The following is an 18,551-nucleotide window of genomic DNA, read 5'->3' as shown; positions in this document are numbered from 1 at the left end:
CCATTCCCTTCATCTTATCCGCATGTCCATAGATTTTTTGGCGTGAATATGGTAAACTGAGAATTGTTGTTTGAATCGTATTGTGTCGTGACGACGTGCACATACAGGAGGGCGTTATGGACGAAAAGATCAGAGAACTCAAGGCGCGTGCCCGAGCTGCGATTGCAGAGACGGCGGGCTCGCTGAGTGAGCTTAACGATATACGTGTCAAGATTCTGGGGAAAAAGGGAGAGCTGACGACCCTCATGCGCAGCATGGGCGCCCTCGCGCAGGAGGAACGACCGCGCATCGGCAAGATCGTCAACGAGGCGCGTGCCGAGCTCGAGGCGCTCCTCGCGAAGAAGTCCGAGGAACTTGCCCAGCGTGAACTGGCGGCCAAGATCGACGCCGAGCAGATCGACGTCACGCTGCCCGGCCGCACGATGCAGATCGGACATCTGCACCCGCTCACAATCACGCTGAACCGCATTAAGAAGATCTTTCTGCAGATGGGCTTTACGGTAGAGGAAGGCCCTGAGATCGAGACGGACTACTACAACTTTGAGGCGCTCAACCTGCCGAAGGATCACCCCGCGCGCGATATGCAGGACTCCTTCTACATCACGGAGGATATTCTGCTGCGCTCTCAGACCTCGCCCGTGCAGGCGCGTACGATGCAGAAGAACGAGCCGAATGCTCCGATCCGCATGATCGCGCCCGGGCGCGTCTATCGCCGTGACTCCTACGATGCGACGCACTCGCCGATGTTCACGCAGGTGGAGGGGCTCGTCATCGACAAGGACATCTCCTTTGCCGATCTCAAGGGAACGCTTGAGCTGTGCCTGCATGAGCTCTTCGACGTCGACGCCAAGGTGCGTTTTCGCCCGAGTTTCTTCCCGTTCACCGAGCCGTCCACTGAGGTTGATATTTCCTGCTCCGCCTGCCATGGTGCGGGCTGCCGCGTGTGCAAGGGCACGGGCTGGCTCGAAATCCTCGGCGCGGGTATGGTGCATCCGAACGTTCTGCGCATGAGCGGCTACGATCCAAATGTAGTGTCGGGTTTTGCATTTGGCATGGGCGTGGAGCGCATCGCGATGCTCGCGTACGGCGTGGATGATCTGCGCCTGTTCTACGACAACGACGTGCGTTTCTTACATCAATTCTAAGGAGGCGGGACTATGCAGGTTTCCATCAAATGGCTGAAGGATTATGTTGAGATAGATGAGCCGGCGGAGAAGATTGCCGACCGCCTGACGATGGCCGGTGTGCCCGTCGAGCGCATTGTGCGTGCCGACGAGGGGCTTGAAAAGGTCATCACCGGGCGCATCGAGAAGATCACGCCGCATCCGGACTCCGATCATCTGCTCGTCTGTCAGCTGAACATGGGCAGTGCGGAGCTGACGCAGATTGTGACGGGCGCATCCAATGTGCGCGAGGGACATATCGTTCCGGTTGCCACGGTCGGGGCAGTGCTCCCCGGCGGCAAGAAGATCTCGAAGGGCAAGCTGCGCGGGATTCCCTCGAACGGCATGATGTGTTCGGCGGGAGAGCTTGCCATTGATACCGAGGGGCTGCCCGACGAGCAGGTGAACGGCATCTACATTCTGCCGCCCGATACGCCTGTCGGTGTACCGGCGGCGCAGGTACTCGGCCTCGACGATGTGATCCTCGAGTTCGAGCTGACGGCAAACCGCGCCGACTGCTTCAGTGTCATCGGGATTGCGCGGGAGGTCGCCGCGCTGACGGGCAAATCGCTTCGTATGCCGACGATTAAGGTGAAGGAGACGGCGGGCGTGCGCGCTGCGGATCTTGTCTCCATTCACATCGAGGATGAGGAGCTGTGCCGCCGTTTCTCCGCGCGTGTTCTGCGCGATGTGAAGGTCGCTCCTACGCCCGCATGGATGGTGGATCGTCTGCGCGGTGCGGGCATCCGCTCGATCAACAATGTTGTCGATGTGACGAACTTCGTTATGCTGGAGCTGGGCCAACCCCTCCACGCATACGACTATGACCGTATCGCAGGACATACGCTGACGGCGCGGCATGCTCGTGCAGGGGAGCAGCTTCATACGCTGGATGATTCCAACCGCATCGCCGTCGGAGATGAGCTCGTCATTGCCGACAGCGAGAAGCCCGCAGGGCTTGCCGGCATCATGGGCGGGCTCGATTCCGAGGTGACGGACAAAACGACGACGGTCGTCCTTGAGGCGGCCTCCTTCCATGGGCCGACCATCCGCCGCACGGCGCGGCGCATCGGTCTCCGCTCCGAGGCATCGGGACGGTTTGAGCGCGGCGTGGATGAGACGGAGACCATTCGTGCTGTGACGCGTGCCGCACAGCTCCTCACGGAGATGGATGCCTGCACCGTGGCAGAGGGGGCGATTGACGTCAATCCCGCGCCGCGCGTCCCGACGGTACTCACGTTTCGTGCACGCACCGTCGCGGAGCGCATCGGTGCGAACATCCCGGGCGAGTGGATGGCGTCGGCACTGCGCTCTCTCGGCTTTATCGTCGAGGAGGAGGGGATTGAGACCTATCGCGTCGTCGTTCCCTCATGGCGCGGCGACGTGACGCTGATGGAGGACATTTCGGAGGAGGTTGCGCGGCTCTACGGCTTTGACAACATCGCATCGAAGATGCCGTCGGGGGCAGTTCTGCAGGGATCGGTCAGTGAGATGCAGGCGTTTGTCGATACCATGCGCGAGACCTTTGCCTCCCTCGGCATGACGGAGGAGCTCTCGTTCAGCTTTACGAGCGCAGCGGCACTCGACAAGCTCTGCGTGCCCGAGGACAGTATGCTTCGCCGTGCAGTTCCCATCATGAATCCGCTCATGGAGGAGTATCCGCTCGTCCGCACGACCCTTCTGACGAGCATTCTTGAGAATGCGGCGCGCAATGTCGCCCGTCGGAACCTCGATCTTCGGCTCTTTGACATTGCGCCTGTTTTCTTCCCGAGGGCACTGCCTGTCACGGAACTCGTCGAGGAAAAGCGCAAGGTGGCAGGACTCCTCACAGGGCGGCGCAATCCTATCGCATGGGATACGGATAATGCGATGGTCGATTTCTACGATGCAAAGGGCGTACTGGAGCGCTTTCTCTCTGCCGTTGGCGTACAAAAATACACGGTGGAGCGCGGCGAGCACTTTGCAATGCACCCCGGTAAGACAGCATTTTTCAAAAAAGGACGCGACGTGATCGCCATTCTCGGTGAGATTCATCCGACGGTCGCCGCGAACTTTGGCATCGGACAGAGTGTCTACGTCTTTGAGATGGATGCTGAGACACTGCTGCGCTACCGCAAGAAAAAGGCTGCCATTAAGCCCCTGCCGAAGTACCCCGCATCGACGCGTGACCTCGCAATCCTCGTGGATGCTGGCCTTACGACGGCGGAGATCGAGCGCGTCATTGCGAAGAAGGGCGGCAGTTACTTCCGTGGTGCGACCCTCTTTGATGTCTACGAGGGCAAACAGGTGGGCGAGGGGAAGAAGAGCATGGCGTTCCACCTGCATTTCCAGTCCGACGACAAGACCCTGACCGATGAGGAAGTGGATGCGGCATTCGCCGCAATCCTGCAGGCAGCGGAGGAGCAGCTTCACGCACAGCTTCGCGGATAAAAGGCGGTGAGAGCCATGGCAGAGGAAAAACAAACGATACAGCGTGTTGTCGTCGAGATGTTTGGGCAGAGCTACCAGCTCAAGACCGATGAGCCAGATCGTCTCAAGCGGCTGGCGGCAGAGAGTGACCGCCGCATCAAGGAGATGTCGAAGAAGGTGCGCAGCTTCGATGTGCAGCGCATCGCAGTGCTCTCCGTGCTCCAGCTGATGGATGAATATGAGCAGCTGCGGCGCGACTACGATGAGCTCGTACAGCTCCTTGAGGAAAAGTAAAAAAATAAGCTATGATGCACACACATCATAGCTTATTTTTTACTGAATGTTAAATCGGACGTTCGTATCTACGGTTACCGTTTTGCCGGTGGGATTGGGATAGCTGCCGACCGCATACGCTGCGGCGACAGCCGCCTCATCCAGCACGCTGTGTCCGGAGGGGGAAGAGACGGAGACACTTGTGATTGCTCCCGAGGCGCTGATCGTTGTGGTGATCGTCGTCGTTCCCTCCAGATGGCGCTTGAGTGCCATATAGGGGTACTCCTTATTTGCATCGACCGCGGCACGGAATCCTGCCACATCAAATGGTGCGGTGCCTGTACCGGGGGCCGTACTGTCCCCTGATCCCTGACTTGCCCCCGCTCCGGCACCGGCACCTTTTCCATCACCCGTGCTGTCGCCGCTGCCGTTTCCTAATCCCGAACCTGTGCCGCTTTCTCCGCCGCCGCTGGTGCCTGAGACAGAGCCGCTTGGGGAGGATGATGGTGCCGCGGAGGAATCTGTCGCTGATGCAGCAGGTGATGCCGCATCCGGTATGGTCACTGCATCCGGGGATGGGACGGCAGCTGTGGACGGCGTTATGGGCACCGGCATCTGCTGCACTGTCTCGACGCGTTTTGCGACCTCCTCCGCCTTCAGCGGTTCCGGGAAAAGACTTTCGGCACTGCCGCCGCCCTCATGCCCGCTGCCCTGACTGAAATCCGATGCCTGCAGGTCAATCTCGTAGACTTGCTGCTCCTGCTTTGCAACGACGGCAGCAAGTCCGACGGCAAGCAGGAGAAAGATGACGACGTGAATGGCGGCAGAAACGATATATGCTTTTCTCCATGAGAGATGTTGCTCCATCGATCTATCCCTTCTGCTCTGCTGCAATCGAGAGCCGTTTGACTCCCGCTCCTTTGAGCATATCCATCACGGCGACAACCTGACCGTGTGCCGTGCGCTTGTCCGCCTGCAGGACGACCGCCGCATTCGGGTTCTCCTCCATGTGGCGTTTCATGATCGCCGCCGACTCCGTGATGCTCACGGGATTGTTGTCAATCGTGATATGTCCCTGCTCGTCGATCGTCATAATGATCGGGAGCTGTGCCGGTGCAGTCGCGGTCTGTGCCTGCGGGAGCTGAACGGCGAGAGCCTTCTGCGCCACTGTCTGCAGGCTGTTCATCATAAAGAAGACGAGCAGGAAAAAGATGATGTCGATCATCGGAATAATCATGAACTCCGGCTTCTTTTTGAGGCGGTGATTGCTAAAATTCATTACGCATCCCAGCTTTCTTTCTTTGCCGTGACGATCGTCGCGCACAGACGCTCCGTATCCGTCACAATCGTATCGAGCTGATGGCTGAAATAGGTGTAGACGCAGAATGCAATGATCGCAACGCAGAGACCCGATGCCGTCGCGACAAGAGCCTCACCGACACCGCCCGTGATTGCTGCAGCACCGCCGCCCGCATCGAGCACGCTGAACGTCTGGATCATACCTGTGACCGTGCCCAAGAGACCGAGCAGCGGGGCAATCGTGACAATCGCGCTCAGATAGTCGAGATAGCGGCGGAAGTTGATCGCCTCCATCGACATACGGTCGGAGAACGAGCCCTTCATTGAGGTCTCCGAGGATGCGTTATCCATACCGCTCTCGATGATGCGGGCAATCGCGGAGGGGAACTCCTTGCAGAGTTTGCCGACCGTGTCAAAGTCCTTCTGCATGGCGGCGTGATAGACCCCGTGGAAGAACACACGCGAACCCTTGCGGTTGATGCGGTAGTAGTAGAACCGCTCCACCGCAATCGCAAGCGTGATGAGTGAGAGAATCAGAAGGGGATACATGACGAATCCACCGCTGTGAAAGAGGTGAACTGCGCTTTCAAAACCTGACATAAGCTAAGCTCCTTTGTATAGATTAGAACATCATGCGCATACCGAGACGGTAGATGCGCCCGCCCATTCCGAGGTACGGGTCATATTGGTTGAACAGATTTGTGACACCGGCGTAGAACGTGAGGAAGTGGTGGTAGTCCTTCTCGATCATCAGATTCCACAGACCGTAGTTCTTTTCACGGGCGACTTTTTCGCGAGTAAAACCATGTTCGATGTCACCTTTCATATACTTCTTTGCATCGCCCTCGTTCTTAAACAGGTGATACACCTCGCCTGTGTTCGGGTTCGTGAACTCAACCTGTTCCAACTCTTGAGTTCCATCGGCGGTGACAATACGTCCCGTTGCGATGCGGTCACGGATATCGAGGTAGTTCCGTGTATAGTCGCCCCAGAAGGTTGCACGCCATCCATTCTTCGGATCGCTGTACGTCATCGTGAGGTTGAGCATGTGGCGTCCACGTCCCTCGAGGCGCTTGCCTGTCTGACGGTCATAAGCATCGAGATAGGTATAGCCTGCCTTGATGCTGAAATCGCGTGCAACCTGATGAGAAACCTCTGCCTCGATGCCCTGCGTGCGCGCCTTGGAGATGTTTGCATAGGTATAGACATCATCCGTAGCAGGAATGCCCTTCGCATAATCTGCCTGATCAATCACATCGCTTTCAATATCGCTCCAGCTATTCGCTGCGTTGAGATTATTTACAAGATCGTCATAACTGTACGAGCCATAGGAATCCGGATATAGTATTTGCCGATCATAATAAGTACGTCCATAGAGATTCTTACTGTCCTTTTCGCCTTTATACATGATCTGCATATAGTCTTTGTAGTCATTGCGGAAGAGGGTGAGCTTTGCACTGGTCTTCTTGTCGAAATCCTTTTCGACAGAGATGTCCATATTGAGGGCTTTTTCTGGCTTCAGCTCGGGATTGCCCTCGAACAGCCAGCCGTTTCGGATGGGCGGTGAGGCGTTCAGTGACGGCTCGTACATCTCCCAGTCGTGGTAGAGCTCGGCAATACCGCCCGTGGCGAAGCTCGTGCCAATGTTCGCCTTAATGCGGACGTTATTGCGTGGCTTGTACGTCGCGCCGATGGACGGGGAGACGTTCACGCCGAAGTGGCTGTGATTCGTATAGCGCAGGGAGGGGATGACAAGCAGTTTCTTGCCGACCTGCCAATCGTCCGAGATATAGGCGCTGTAGTAGTTCAGGGATGTCTCATAGATATTACCGGTATAGGAGCGTTTATTCGGATTGGATGGATCCGAGGGGTTCGGGAATGTGTAGATGCGTGTCTCTTCGTGAGGCGTCTGTCCCGGTACCGTGATGCGCGTTCCCTCGCCGTATTCGTCATGATAGTCGGCACCGACAGTGACATAGTGCTTGTCGTGCGCCATTACACCGACCGATGCCTCGATCACATTGTCCTTGCGATTGAAATTATCGAAATAGAAATGACGATAAGGGACCCCTTTGCCAAAAACATGATAGTTCACGTCGGAATCATGCTCTGTCTGATAGAGGCGCACGCGATAGTCCGCATGACTCGTTTGCTTCTTCCAGTCGATGCTGAAATTATTGCGCCATGCATCCTCCGACGCTACCATGGCGATCCCTTTTCCCGCCGTAAATTTTCCGAGCGTCGTATCCTTTTTCAGATCCTCCGTCTGGCGATCTGCCGAGAGGGTGAGGGTTTCATCTTTGCCGAGTGTAAATTCGGCGCGCAGGCTCATCGGATTGCGCTTGCCGTAGTACTGCATCGATGTGCCGTCATTGTCGTAGAGGAAGGGCGCAGTCTTGCTCCAGCCATAGGAGAAGTCCATGTACGTGCCGCCGCCGAGGTCGCCCGTAGAGTAGCCGATGCTGTGGTTATACTGGCTGCCGCCCGCCTCGATCAGCGAGCCCTCGGTCGTCAGGCGAATGCGCTTCTTATGGGAGATCTTCGTGACGATGTTGATGACGCCGCCGATGGCATCCGCCCCATAGCGTGCCGTGCCTGAGCCGCGGATGATCTCGATATGATCCACGTCGTCGAGACCAAGGCGGTTCACCTCATCTGTTGCACCGTAGAACTTGCTGAGACCTCCCGCCAGTCTGCGCCCGTCGACGAGGATGAGCGTGTGACGCGCATCCGCGCCGCGGATGCTGACGGTCTTTCGTCCCATATTGTCCGTGCCCATCTGGACATCCTGCTCCGCTGCGAGTGCGTCCGAGAGCGTACGTGCACCCTTGCGGTCAAGATCGGCACGGGAGATGATCGTCTTCGTTTCAGGGGCTTCCTTCAGCATCTCCTTATCGAAATCCGCATCCACATGGATATCGTCAGTTGATACGTGGGTTCCCTCATCCTCCGCTGGTGCAGCGTACGTGATACTGCTGCCCATACAGGCGAGTATGGCAGCGGTCACCATCACATACCTTCCGTGTCGTAGTTTAGCATGAAATGACATTGTTCATCTCTTCCTCCTTCTTGCCATTTATGAATGTGATTATCATTATAGACAAAATAATGTAAGTGTCAATAGAAAAATTCATATTTTTAAATTTTATCTTGGGCATCATGAATAAAACTTGTCAGATACGCGCAGATTTTTACAGGAACAAGGCGGCGAGCAGGATGCAGAGCGAGACTCTGCCTAGGACTTTTTGCTGACGTGCGAGAAAAAGATATATTAAGGAATCGCTGATAAAACGGTCTCTCAGATTGGCGTAGATTTTTACCCAATTGAGGCAGTAAACCGGACGCATAGCAGGGGCTTGTGGAGGATTTACTAACGATAAGCGGGCGAAAAAGATGGACTAAGACGACGGTGCTAAGTTTATCATTGCTTTCTTAAGACCGAGAGACCGAAAATCTCCGTGCTTCCTTTGTTCACTCTGTTTTGACAATGGGATTTTTTTTTATTATACTGGGCATGTTGGGGAGATTGTGTTTATGGCATTTTCCCAATCTTTCGGATGAGAAGGGAGGTGAATGTTTGTTATTCGAACGAATTTTACGCTTTTTCATCGTACTCATTACGGCAGTTGTCGGTGCGACTGTCTTTGAGCTTGCCGTTCCGACGGCGAACGCCTATTTTTCTGCGCCGCTCTGGCATACGGAGCTGGGGATCTTCGACCTGTCGCTTGCGGGACTGCTCTGCATTCTGTGCGGGACGGTGCTCGGCGGGCTGATCGGCTATCCATTGGCTCCATTTTTTACCGGACGGCTGCGCAGTCTCTCCATCTGGGTGGAGGGGCAGCTCGCGAAGATGCCAACACGCGATGTGATTGCCGGGGCAATTGGGCTTTTTATCGGACTTATCATAGCACGCCTCCTAAGCGATGCGTTTTCTACGATTCCCATTGTCGGTGACTACATCCCCATCGTGTTCAGCATTGTGATCGGGTATCTCGGTGTGCATATCATGGTGCAGAAACAGCAGGAGATCGCCGAGGTCTTTGACTTCGTTCCGCGCTTTTTGCGCGAGGTGATCCGCATGCGCCCCGATGTGCGTACCTCCATGCCGCTGGCGGTGCGAGATGGGCAGGAGGACAGGCAGTACAAGCTGCTCGATACGAGCGTCATCATCGACGGCCGCATTGCGGATATCTGTGAGACGGGCTTTCTTGAGGGGACGCTGCTCATCCCCGTCTTTGTGCTGGAGGAGCTGCAGCATATCGCCGACTCGCCGGATGCCCTGAAACGCGTGCGCGGACGGCGCGGGCTCGATATCCTGCAAAAGATCCGCAAGGAGTCGCGCATGAAGGTGGAGATCACGGAGGTGGACTTTGAGGATATCGCCGAGGTGGATTCCAAACTCCTCCAGCTCGCACAGGAGGTCGGCGGGAAGATCATCACGAACGACTTCAACCTCAACAAGGTGGCGCAGCTGCGCGGTGTCCCCGTGCTCAATATCAATGCGCTCTCGAATGCGGTCAAGCCCGTGGCGATTCCGGGCGACCTGATGTCCGTACAGATTGTCCGACCGGGTAAGGAACATGGACAGGGGCTTGCCTATCTCGATGATGGTACGATGATCGTTGTGGACGGTGGATTCCGCTGCATGAATGAGGTCGTCTCCGTGGAGGTGACTTCGGCACTCCAGACGGCAGCGGGACGGATGATTTTTGCCAAAATGGCACGATGATGGAGTGCATTGGGAGGAATGTATGGTAAGTGTAGTTTTTCCGGCGGCAGGGCAGGCGCATCGGATGCGGGTCGGTCTCAACAAGGTCTTTCTGACCCTCGCGGGAAAGCCAATGCTGTTGCGGACGCTGCTGACCTTTTCAAAGGTTCCAGCGGTCGGCGAGCTGATTATCGCGGTCGGTGCCGATGAGGTGACGGCGGTCAAGGGGCTGCTCAGTCGTGTTAAGGGACTTGCTCCGTGGCGCGTGGTCGAGGGCGGCACGGAGCGGCAGTATTCGATCCGCAACGGGCTTGCCGTCGTATCGGAGGAGGCGGACATCGTCCTCGTCCACGATGCGGCGCGGCCGCTCATCCGCCGCGAGACGATCGAGGAGCTGATCCGCGTCGTGCGCGCAGAGGGCGCGGGCATCGTCGCCGTGCCGGAGAAGAATACGATCAAGATTGCCGCCGCGGACGGTACGGTCGCTGCGACGCCGCCGCGCCAGACGCTCTGGCAGGTGCAGACCCCGCAGGGCTTTCGCAAGGAGATCCTGCTCGAGGCGAACCGCAGGGCGGAGGCGGATGGTTTTCTCGGGACGGATGATGCGAGCATGGTGGAGCGCATCGGCGTTCCCGTTCGCATTGTGCAGGGGGAGTACAGCAACATCAAGGTGACAACGCCGGAGGATATGGTGGTCGCGGAGGCGATCCTGCGCAATGACATGGGCGCGGGAGAGCTGATGAAGACCGCCGTTCACGAGGCAAAGCGCCTACTTGGCGGTGTCGTCCGTCGGCGTAAGGAGGACAGCGTATGACGAGAGTGGGTATCGGCTACGACGTGCATCGACTGGTGGAGGGACGCAAGCTCATCCTCGGCGGCGTGGATATACCGTATGAAAAGGGACTGCTGGGGCACTCGGATGCGGATGTGCTGCTGCACGCCATTTCCGACGCACTCCTCGGAGCAGCGGTGCTCGGCGACATCGGGCAGCATTTTCCCGATACCGACCCGCACTATGCGGGCGCAGACAGCGGGAAGCTCCTTGCCGAGACGGCGCGGCTCGTCCGCGCGGCAGGGTTTTCCATCGGCAACGTGGACGCTGTCATCGTGGCGCAGGCACCGAAACTGCAGCCGCACATTCCGGCGATGCGTGAGAACATCGCCGATTGGCTCGGCATCGACTTCCGCGATGTCAGCGTCAAGGCAACGACGGAGGAACGACTTGGGTTCACCGGAGCGGGCGACGGGATGTCCGCCCATGCCATAGCAGGCATAGAACGTATATAGGAGGGATTTACATGGCAAATCAGCTGAAGGAACTCTTGGGACTCGATGTACCCATTCTGCAGGGAGGTATGGCGTGGATTTCGGAGGCAAACCTCGCGTCTGCCGTATCCAATGCGGGCGGCGCAGGCATCATCTCAACCGGAGGACGCACGACGGAGTATACGCGTGATGAGATTTGCCGCTGCCGCAGCCTGACGGATCGTCCGTTCGGGGTCAACATCATGCTCATGGCGCCCAACAAGGAAGAGATTGTGGATGTAATCTGCGAGGAAAAACCTGCATTCGTCACGCTCGGGGCAGGCAACCCTGTCCCGTACTTTGAGAAACTCCATGCGGCAGGAGTCAAGGTCATTCCCGTCGTGCCGAGCGTGAAGCTCGCAAAGCGCGTCGAGGAAAAGGGCGCCGATGCCATCGTGGTCGAGGGCATGGAGGCGGGCGGCCACATCGGCGTTCTCTCCACGATGCCGCTGATGGAGCAGGTCATCCCCGAGGTCTCACTGCCTGTGATCATGGCGGGCGGCTTTGGTGATGGGCGCGGACTCGCCGCTGCACTCCTCATGGGCGCGGCCGGCGTTCAGATGGGCACGCGCTTCCTCGTTGCGCAGGAGTGTGTCGTCCATCCGAATATGAAGGAAAAGCTGCTCGCGGCGGTGGACACGGATACCATCGTGACAGGCATCACCATCGGCGGTGCAGTGCGCGGCATCAAAAATAAGTTCGCCGAGGACTTTGTCGCGCTCGAGTACTCGGGCAAGGCGACGAAGCAGGAGCTCCTCGACCGTGCGACAGGTACCAATAAGCTGGCGGCGGTCGAAGGCGATGTCGTCAACGGCATGATGCAGGCGGGTGAGACACTGACGCTGCTGCGCAAGGTCGAGCCGATCAAGACCATCATCGACGACATTGTACGTGAGGCGCGTGAGACGCTTGCCCACGCACAGTCGATCACAGTCTGAGAGGTAAGATGGGGGAATGGGAACCGACGAACTGACACGGATTCATGAACTCGCGAAACGTGTCACGCTGCTCGAGAAGATGGTGCTGCGTCAGCAAAGCCGTATCGACGAACTGACCCAGGCTCTTGAGGCGCAGCACGTCACAGGGACGTCAACACGCCCTGCACAGGAGAGGGAAGATGCGAAGGAACGCGCCGCGCAGGAAGAGGCGGCACGCTCCGTTCCATCGGTAAGCGATCTCCTCGATGAGGAGATGAAGCGCGAGCTGGCGCGTGCCTATACGGGTGCACAGCCCGCAAAGCCACCCGAGAAAAAAAAGGAAAAACCGCCGAATGCCATGCAGCGTGCGGCCGGCAGCTATGCGCGCGCCGGCGGCGGCAGGGAGCCGGCGGTCAACGATCAGGCAAAGCAGACGGAAGCCGCACGCAAAAAAACCGCCGAGGCAACGCTGGCGGGGATTCCGCAGCATGAGCTGCGCGAGCGAACTCCTGAGGAGCGGACGGCGGACTTTGTGCGGGACTATAATGCCCTCTATGATGTGCCGGGAACAATGTTCCAGAAGAAGAAGGCACAGGACGATTTCATCCAAGACTATGAGGTGCAGGGGATGCGCTGTACGAATATGCAGCTGCGTCACAGCCGCCCCGAGCTTGAGCCGCGCTTTGTCGCTGTGACGCCGACGCGGGATGCGGACTACTGGGGCATGCCGCTCGGCAATAATCTCTTTGCCGTTGTGCCGAATCCCTTTCTCGTTTACGGAGAGGAGATGCATACGGCGGGCGGGATGCGCGAGGCATTCAACTCGAACTATCGTCTGGGGAATACCTATGGACGGTTCACGATCAAAGAGGCGGCGATCTTCCAGTTCGGTACGATCGGCAAGGTGTTTCGGCGCGGTCAGTTAGAGGCGGAACAATAAAAAACGGCAGATCACTGCCGTTTTTTATTCCCGTACCTGCCGTCCTGCCCCTGCTCCGTCGATGGCGACCGCAACTTTTGCCTCGGTAAAGGTCTTCATATCGTTCATGATATGGAGGGCGGCGCGGACGATCTCAAGACCGAGGATGCCGACGATGCCGGCGGGGGCATCGATCTCCGCTGTGATCATCTCTGGCAGGAGATGGAGCACATAGTGGGTAAGGGCTGGGCTTATCACACAGTACTCCCGCACAATGTGGTCGGTCGCCGCATCCCCCGGGAGAACGAGTGCACCGCCCTCTGCCGCTGCACAAAGTGCCGTACGGACAGCTGGTGCGTCACTCCCCATGCTGCCGATGATGAGGAGCGGATGGTCGGCGGCGACAGCGTGCATGGCGGCATGACACTCCGCGTTTTCCATCGCTGTAGGGAACAGGTATACGTCAATATCACGCGCTGCTGTCATGGCGGAGATGATGACGTGGCGTTCGGCGGGCAGTTCCTCTCCGCCAGAGAGAAGGCAGAGTGCTGCCCTGCTGTTTGACGGCAGACGGATTTTCCCCGTGATTCCTGCAAGCTGTACCGCGATGTGCTCAAGGAACCCGAGACTGTGAATCGGCTTTGCGAGATTGTCGAGACGGTACTGTGCCGCATCCATCACCGTGCGGTTTGGCGCGGGGATGTCGTATGTATTTTCCCCAGTTGCTGAGGAGGCAGGGAGTGTCCTGTGCGGCGGCAGGAGAAAGGGCTCGCAGCAACGCGGTGAAGCGTCCGTCGCCGCCCATGCCATGAGCATCAGCTCCAGCATCCGCAGGGCAATCGACGATCCCGCCGCTTCGCTCAGGCGGATGTCGAGCCGCAGCATTGGGGTGAGTCCCAGATGGCGCAGTGCGTGGGGCTGAGAGTGCTCCGTCAGTGATGCGTGGGATGCGAGCAGCGCGTGCACGCAGTTCGGTGCAATGGCGTGCGCGATGAGTGCCGCTGATGTCGTATTTGCGCCGTCCAGAACAACCAGAATGTGATGTGCGGCGGCACCGAGGATGATGCCCGCGATACAGCCAAGCTCAAAGCCGCCAACCTTGGCGAGTACGTCGATGCCGTCCTGCGGATCGGGCTGATTGACGGCGAGCGCACGCCGCACAATCTCCACTTTGTGATGCAGACGCTCATCCGAGATATTTGCCCCGCGCCCTGTGACCTCCTCAGGGGCGAGGCGGAGGATGGCGGCGGTGATGGCGGCACTCGATGTTGTGTTCGAGATTCCCATCTCGCCGGGCAGAATGCAGCGGTCGCCGCGTGCAGCACAGTCCGCCGCGAGACCGATCCCTGTCTCGATTGCCTGTATTGCCAGTGCGTGCGTCATGGCGGCACCCTTGGTCATGTTTGCCGTCCCGCGTGCAATGCTGCGGTAAAGCAGGTCGGGGATTCCCGCTGTGTCGGCATTGACGCCGAGATCGGCAACGCAGAGACGGGCGGGGACGTAGTTGGCGACGGCGTTTGCCGCGCCGCCTCGTGCCATCAGATAGTTGCACATCATGTTCAGCGTCGTCTCAGGCGGGTACGCACTGACGCTCTCTGCGGCAACACCGTGATCGGCACAGGAGATGACGACACTCGTCTGCGGTGGGGCAGGATGACGTTCACCTGTCAGTGCAATATAGCGTGCGAGGGCATCGCCCAGCTGCCCGAAATGAATCCCGCTGCGCGTGCAGAGCGCAGCGGTCACGCGGCTGGCGAGCGCAGCATCGGGCACAGTGATAGCGGCGATGGTCTTTTGCAGGAGATTCATGCGTTCTTTTTCTCCTTTTCCATGCGCTTCAGGGAGAGCCCGATGCGGCCGCGCTCTTCATCGAGGCTGATAACCATGACGTCGAGCGTGTCTCCGACGGACAGCACATCGAGCGGATGCTTAACACGGCGGCGGCTCATCTCCGAGATGTGGAGCAGTCCCGCCTGCTTCAGGCCAATGTCGATGAATGCGCCGAAGTCCGTGATGTTGCGCACGGTTCCGCGCATGATCGTGCCGACGGCGAGGTCGGAGAGCTTGACGATATTCTGCCGCATCAGCGGCGCGGGCAGGTCCTCGCGCGGGTCGCGCCCGGGTCGTGCAATCGCTTTCAGAATGTCGGTGACGGTCGGGATGCCCGCGTGCAGTTTTTCCGCCAGTGCCTGTGGGCTGGTGTGGGCGGTCTTTTGGGCGAGTGCAGGCAGCTTTGTGCGGTCGCTGAGATCACTCTCTGATGCGCCGAGTTCGGTGAGGATGCTGCGCGCAAGCGTGTAGGACTCGGGATGGATCGCCGTGCCGTCGAGCGGCGTTTCCCCGTCATGGATGCGCAGGAACCCTGCGCATTGGGTAAACGCAGCATCGCCCAGACGCGCCACATCGTGCAGAGCACTGCGGCTTTTGAAACGGCCATGCTTGTTGCGGTAGGCGACGATGTTCTTGGCGACCGCGGTATTGATGCCCGCAATACGACCGAGGAGTGCCGGGGAGGCGGTGTTGAGATCCACACCGACATGGTTGACGGCGTCCTCGACGGTCGCATCGAGCGTTTCCTTCAGTTCCTTTTGACTCACGTCATGCTGATACTGTCCGACACCGATCGCCTGTGGGTCGATCTTAACGAGCTCTGCCAGCGGATCCTGCACGCGGCGCGCGATGGATACTGCGCCGCGAATCGTCACATCGTAGTCCGGCAGCTCTTCCTTGGCGAGTGCGGAGGCGGAGTAGACCGATGCGCCTGCTTCGTTTGTGATGAGATAATGTACGTTCTTCCACTTATTCGTGCGGATCAGTGCCGCAACGAATTGCTCCGTCTCATAGGATGCCGTGCCGTTGCCGATGGAGATGAGCGTAATGCCGTGTTCTGCCACGAGCTTCTCCACCGACTTTGCGGCTGCCGCGCGCGCGCTGTCGCTCTGTGTCACCTGTATGACGCCGCTCGCGCGGACGTTACCCGTCGCGTCGACGACCGCCATCTTGCATCCCGTGCGGTAGCCGGGATCAAGCCCGAGTACCGTATGCCCTGCAAGTGGAGGCTGCAGGAGCAGCTGGCGCAGATTGTGTCCAAAGATGCGGATTGCCTTTTCTTCCGCCTGTGCCGTCAGGTCGGCACGCAGTTCGCGTTCCAGTGCAGGAACGAGGAGACGCTTGTAGCCGTCCTCCACGGCAGCGCGCAGCTCCTCGGTGAAAATTGACGGACGCCGATGGATACGCCGACTGATCCATGCAATGTTTTCCTCGTGATCTATGCTGATGTGTACGGTGAGACAGCCCTTCTTCTCACCGCGGTTAATGGCGAGGATACGGTGAGAGGGGAGGGTACGGGCGGGCTCACGGTAGCCGTCATACATCGCAAAGGTATCCGCTCCCTCCGCCGTGTGGTCAAGGGATGTCTCGAGGATGGCGGTGCGCCGGTATACGTCGCGCAGGGTGCGGCGCACCTCTGCTTCGTCCATGATCTGCTCGGCAAGAATGTCGCGTGCCCCTGCCAATGCGTCGGCAGGGGAGGGGACGTCTGCTGCCGAATTGACAAAGGCAGCGGCGTATTCCTCGGCATTGCCCTTCGTCTCGCGCTGTAGGAGGATCGCGTCGGCGAGCGGTGCGAGCCCACGCTCGCGTGCCATCGAAGCACGCGTGCGCTTTTTTTGCTTGTAGGGGCGGTAAAGATCCTCTAGGGTCTGCAGCTTTTCGGTCGCCTCGATTGCCGTGCGCAGCTCCTCGTTCAGCTTGCCCTGCTCCTCAATGCGCGTGAGAATCTCCTCCTGCCGCTTGACGAGACTGCGCAGATAGGTCAGTCGCTCCTCCACGCGGCGCAGCACTTCATCCTCGAGTGAGCCCGTCGCCTCCTTGCGATAGCGTGCAATAAACGGAATCGTATTGCCCTCGTCGAGGAGGGAAATGACGGACTCTACTTGTTTCGGCCGAATGGAGAGCTCCTTGGCAATTGACGCAGGAATATCGGAAATACGCATGACATCCAACCTTTCTCTTGGGAAGCACTGATAAATTCGGTACGACCATCTTGACGCATCTTTTTCGCCCGCTTTTCGTTAGCAAATCCTCCACATAGCCTCTGCTATGCGTCCGGTTTGCTGCCTCAATCGGACAAAAAATCTATGCCAATCTGGCATACCTCATTTTATCAGCGATTCCCTTGTGATTCTTTCATCATTATAACATGAATTTTTTTGGTGCAAAAGAGACAGCCGATCAATCGGTATTAGGACTATTGACAGAAACCCGTGGATAGAGTATTATAATACATAAATAATAATGATTTTAGATTTATAGGAATTAGGGATTACTATGCGCGAACGTACATTATTAACGCCGAGCGAAGTGACAGACATCCTTCGCCGGAACAAGAAAAAAGTGACACCACAGCGGCTTGCCGTCTATGCGGCTCTCGCCGATACGACAGAGCATCCGACGGCGGAGACGCTCTATAAGGAGCTGCGCGCCGACTATCCGACCATGAGTCTGGCGACGGTCTATAAGTCCCTCGACGCGTTCTGTGAGATCGGCATTGTCCGCGAGCTGAATGTGGGCGAGGAGGCATTTCGTTACGATGCGGATATTTCGCCACATCCTCACATCCGCTGTATGTCCTGTGACAGGGTGGCAGACGTCCCGATTACAGCGCTTCCGGCACTGGACAAGAATGTTGCCTCGGTGACGGGGTACCGCATCGTCTCTCAACAGATGTATTTCTTCGGGTACTGCCCCGAATGCCAAAAAAAGAAAGCAGGAGCATGAGCTTGTAAATAGGGAAATACTGTGCGCCGCGCATGAGCGTTATTGGCAACACTCATACGAACTGAAATACGGTATCGTATGGGTGTTTTTTGTGTGCCGAATTTATCAGTGCTTCCTTAAGTTGCACTTGACTTGATAATTCGACGCGTAAAATAGAGGCGGGATTGCTGATCTTCTGAAATGATCCGTACTAAAGCAAAAGGGACTGTTGTACGAAGCTGTAAACTTCGTGCAGCAGTCCCTTTGAATTATACCGGTCAGCGGCGATTTCTGCGTGCGAGAATGCGAATGACCTTTGCGCCCGTGCTCTTGATCTTGCGGATGGGGGCGACGCGCGTCGTCGTCTTGGGGCGAATCTCCGTCGGTGTACGGAAATCACCGCGCCGCAGATGCGTGCTCTTAATCTTGTCCGGTTGGAAAAATTTGCGCAGGACGTGGGCGATGGGGTCGAGTGGCACGTTTTCCCGACAGAGGTAGACGTCGAGGGAGACGTGGCGCATGGCCGGGTGCACATGGAGGGCAACATGTCCACCCGGCACGAGTGCCAGCAGCGAGAGCACGCCGCTCTCCTGTCCGCTGCTGATGATCTCGATGGGTGACAGCCCTACCGTGCGCAGTGCATCAGAGACTTGATCGCGCAGGGCTTCTTCCGTGCTGCACCGATCGCCTTTACAATCATAAAAATCCACGGTCAGCAGCCTTGATTGAATCTCCATCTGCTTCAGTCTCCTTCTTACATATAATCTATACTCATTATAGAGGAAGAATGGTGCTCCCGT

16 protein-coding genes and 1 pseudogene are annotated in these 18,551 nt (G+C 57.8%); 9 read left to right on the top strand and 8 right to left on the bottom strand.

Annotated elements, in window-relative coordinates:
* The first annotated feature begins 116 nt into the window (after nt 1-116).
* The 3 genes from pheS to HMPREF9166_RS03125 are packed head-to-tail and all read left to right on the top strand — an operon-like array spanning nt 117 to nt 3,866.
* Nucleotides 117-1,145, top strand: a complete 1,029-nt coding sequence (gene pheS, locus HMPREF9166_RS03135) for a phenylalanine--tRNA ligase subunit alpha (RefSeq protein WP_009442608.1) — start codon at nt 117-119, stop codon at nt 1,143-1,145.
* Between the two features lie 12 nt (nt 1,146-1,157).
* Entirely contained in the window at nt 1,158-3,593 is a 2,436-nt protein-coding gene (gene pheT / locus HMPREF9166_RS03130; protein WP_009442607.1) for a phenylalanine--tRNA ligase subunit beta, read from the top strand.
* Nucleotides 3,594-3,608: 15 nt separating this feature from the next.
* On the top strand, nt 3,609-3,866 hold the full coding sequence (locus tag HMPREF9166_RS03125; protein ID WP_009442606.1) for a cell division protein ZapA: 258 nt from the start codon (nt 3,609-3,611) through the stop codon (nt 3,864-3,866).
* A gap of 39 nt (nt 3,867-3,905) precedes the next feature.
* Here HMPREF9166_RS03125 and HMPREF9166_RS03120 read toward each other — a convergent pair whose 3' ends face one another.
* The 4 genes from HMPREF9166_RS03120 to HMPREF9166_RS03105 are packed head-to-tail and all read right to left on the bottom strand — an operon-like array spanning nt 3,906 to nt 8,193.
* Nucleotides 3,906-4,712: a TonB family protein gene (locus HMPREF9166_RS03120; RefSeq protein ID WP_009442605.1), complete on the bottom strand. Its 807-nt coding sequence runs from the start codon at nt 4,710-4,712 to the stop codon at nt 3,906-3,908.
* A gap of 4 nt (nt 4,713-4,716) precedes the next feature.
* Complete coding sequence (locus tag HMPREF9166_RS03115) at nt 4,717-5,124, bottom strand: biopolymer transporter ExbD (protein WP_009442604.1); 408 nt, start codon at nt 5,122-5,124, stop codon at nt 4,717-4,719.
* Complete coding sequence (locus HMPREF9166_RS03110) at nt 5,124-5,744, bottom strand: MotA/TolQ/ExbB proton channel family protein (RefSeq protein ID WP_009442603.1); 621 nt, start codon at nt 5,742-5,744, stop codon at nt 5,124-5,126. The genes HMPREF9166_RS03115 and HMPREF9166_RS03110 overlap by 1 nt, the downstream gene beginning before the upstream one ends.
* 22 nt (nt 5,745-5,766) lie before the next feature.
* A complete protein-coding gene (locus HMPREF9166_RS03105) occupies nt 5,767-8,193 on the bottom strand; it encodes a TonB-dependent siderophore receptor (protein ID WP_039980905.1) in 2,427 nt (808 codons plus the stop codon).
* A 528-nt stretch (nt 8,194-8,721) separates the two neighbouring features.
* Between HMPREF9166_RS03105 and HMPREF9166_RS03100 the strand changes: the two genes are divergently transcribed.
* The 5 genes from HMPREF9166_RS03100 to HMPREF9166_RS03080 are packed head-to-tail and all read left to right on the top strand — an operon-like array spanning nt 8,722 to nt 13,014.
* Complete coding sequence (locus HMPREF9166_RS03100; protein ID WP_039980903.1) at nt 8,722-9,873, top strand: PIN/TRAM domain-containing protein; 1,152 nt, start codon at nt 8,722-8,724, stop codon at nt 9,871-9,873.
* Between the two features lie 22 nt (nt 9,874-9,895).
* A complete protein-coding gene (gene ispD / locus HMPREF9166_RS03095; RefSeq protein WP_009442598.1) occupies nt 9,896-10,666 on the top strand; it encodes a 2-C-methyl-D-erythritol 4-phosphate cytidylyltransferase in 771 nt (256 codons plus the stop codon).
* Nucleotides 10,663-11,139 carry a 2-C-methyl-D-erythritol 2,4-cyclodiphosphate synthase gene (ispF, locus tag HMPREF9166_RS03090; protein ID WP_009442597.1) on the top strand — a complete coding sequence of 159 codons (477 nt, stop codon included), beginning with the start codon at nt 10,663-10,665 and terminating at the stop codon, nt 11,137-11,139. The genes ispD and ispF overlap by 4 nt, the downstream gene beginning before the upstream one ends.
* A gap of 11 nt (nt 11,140-11,150) precedes the next feature.
* Entirely contained in the window at nt 11,151-12,095 is a 945-nt protein-coding gene (locus HMPREF9166_RS03085) for a nitronate monooxygenase (RefSeq protein ID WP_009442596.1), read from the top strand.
* A gap of 16 nt (nt 12,096-12,111) precedes the next feature.
* The gene (locus HMPREF9166_RS03080) at nt 12,112-13,014 is read left to right on the top strand and encodes a hypothetical protein (RefSeq protein ID WP_009442595.1); all 903 of its coding nucleotides are present in this window, start codon (nt 12,112-12,114) and stop codon (nt 13,012-13,014) included.
* Between the two features lie 24 nt (nt 13,015-13,038).
* Here HMPREF9166_RS03080 and HMPREF9166_RS03075 read toward each other — a convergent pair whose 3' ends face one another.
* The 3 genes and pseudogenes from HMPREF9166_RS03075 to HMPREF9166_RS12855 all read right to left on the bottom strand — a co-directional run.
* A complete protein-coding gene (locus HMPREF9166_RS03075; protein WP_009442594.1) occupies nt 13,039-14,802 on the bottom strand; it encodes a nicotinate-nucleotide--dimethylbenzimidazole phosphoribosyltransferase in 1,764 nt (587 codons plus the stop codon).
* Nucleotides 14,799-16,988 (bottom strand): Tex family protein, encoded by a 2,190-nt coding sequence (locus HMPREF9166_RS03070; RefSeq protein ID WP_009442593.1) that lies wholly within the window; start codon nt 16,986-16,988, stop codon nt 14,799-14,801. Before HMPREF9166_RS03070 ends, HMPREF9166_RS03075 begins: the two co-directional genes overlap by 4 nt.
* 19 nt (nt 16,989-17,007) lie before the next feature.
* Nucleotides 17,008-17,130: pseudogene (locus tag HMPREF9166_RS12855) on the bottom strand (secretion protein HlyD); the annotation flags it as partial.
* A 192-nt stretch (nt 17,131-17,322) separates the two neighbouring features.
* Between HMPREF9166_RS12855 and HMPREF9166_RS03065 the strand changes: the two are divergent.
* Entirely contained in the window at nt 17,323-17,772 is a 450-nt protein-coding gene (locus HMPREF9166_RS03065) for a Fur family transcriptional regulator (RefSeq protein WP_009442592.1), read from the top strand.
* 257 nt (nt 17,773-18,029) lie between these two features.
* Here the strand turns inward: HMPREF9166_RS03065 and HMPREF9166_RS03060 are convergent, their stop codons facing one another.
* Entirely contained in the window at nt 18,030-18,488 is a 459-nt protein-coding gene (locus HMPREF9166_RS03060) for an S-adenosylmethionine decarboxylase family protein (protein WP_009442591.1), read from the bottom strand.
* Nucleotides 18,489-18,551: the final 63 nt, after the last annotated feature.

Source organism: Selenomonas sp. oral taxon 149 str. 67H29BP (assembly GCF_000146365.1).
GTDB lineage: Bacteria > Bacillota > Negativicutes > Selenomonadales > Selenomonadaceae > Centipeda > Centipeda felix.
This window is presented reverse-complemented; position numbering and strand designations above follow the sequence as displayed.

Coding starts and splice junctions, on each gene's coding strand:
- pheT (WP_009442607.1), top strand. CDS start 1,158: ATGCAGGTTTCCATCAAATGGCTGAAGGATTATGTTGAGATAGATGAG.
- HMPREF9166_RS03105 (WP_039980905.1), bottom strand. CDS start 8,193: ATGTCATTTCATGCTAAACTACGACACGGAAGGTATGTGATGGTGACC.
- ispF (WP_009442597.1), top strand. CDS start 10,663: ATGACGAGAGTGGGTATCGGCTACGACGTGCATCGACTGGTGGAGGGA.
- HMPREF9166_RS03120 (WP_009442605.1), bottom strand. CDS start 4,712: ATGGAGCAACATCTCTCATGGAGAAAAGCATATATCGTTTCTGCCGCC.
- HMPREF9166_RS03065 (WP_009442592.1), top strand. CDS start 17,323: ATGCGCGAACGTACATTATTAACGCCGAGCGAAGTGACAGACATCCTT.
- HMPREF9166_RS03085 (WP_009442596.1), top strand. CDS start 11,151: ATGGCAAATCAGCTGAAGGAACTCTTGGGACTCGATGTACCCATTCTG.
- HMPREF9166_RS03070 (WP_009442593.1), bottom strand. CDS start 16,988: ATGCGTATTTCCGATATTCCTGCGTCAATTGCCAAGGAGCTCTCCATT.
- HMPREF9166_RS03060 (WP_009442591.1), bottom strand. CDS start 18,488: ATGGAGATTCAATCAAGGCTGCTGACCGTGGATTTTTATGATTGTAAA.
- HMPREF9166_RS03125 (WP_009442606.1), top strand. CDS start 3,609: ATGGCAGAGGAAAAACAAACGATACAGCGTGTTGTCGTCGAGATGTTT.
- ispD (WP_009442598.1), top strand. CDS start 9,896: ATGGTAAGTGTAGTTTTTCCGGCGGCAGGGCAGGCGCATCGGATGCGG.
- HMPREF9166_RS03115 (WP_009442604.1), bottom strand. CDS start 5,124: ATGAATTTTAGCAATCACCGCCTCAAAAAGAAGCCGGAGTTCATGATT.
- pheS (WP_009442608.1), top strand. CDS start 117: ATGGACGAAAAGATCAGAGAACTCAAGGCGCGTGCCCGAGCTGCGATT.
- HMPREF9166_RS03110 (WP_009442603.1), bottom strand. CDS start 5,744: ATGTCAGGTTTTGAAAGCGCAGTTCACCTCTTTCACAGCGGTGGATTC.
- HMPREF9166_RS03075 (WP_009442594.1), bottom strand. CDS start 14,802: ATGAATCTCCTGCAAAAGACCATCGCCGCTATCACTGTGCCCGATGCT.
- HMPREF9166_RS03080 (WP_009442595.1), top strand. CDS start 12,112: ATGGGAACCGACGAACTGACACGGATTCATGAACTCGCGAAACGTGTC.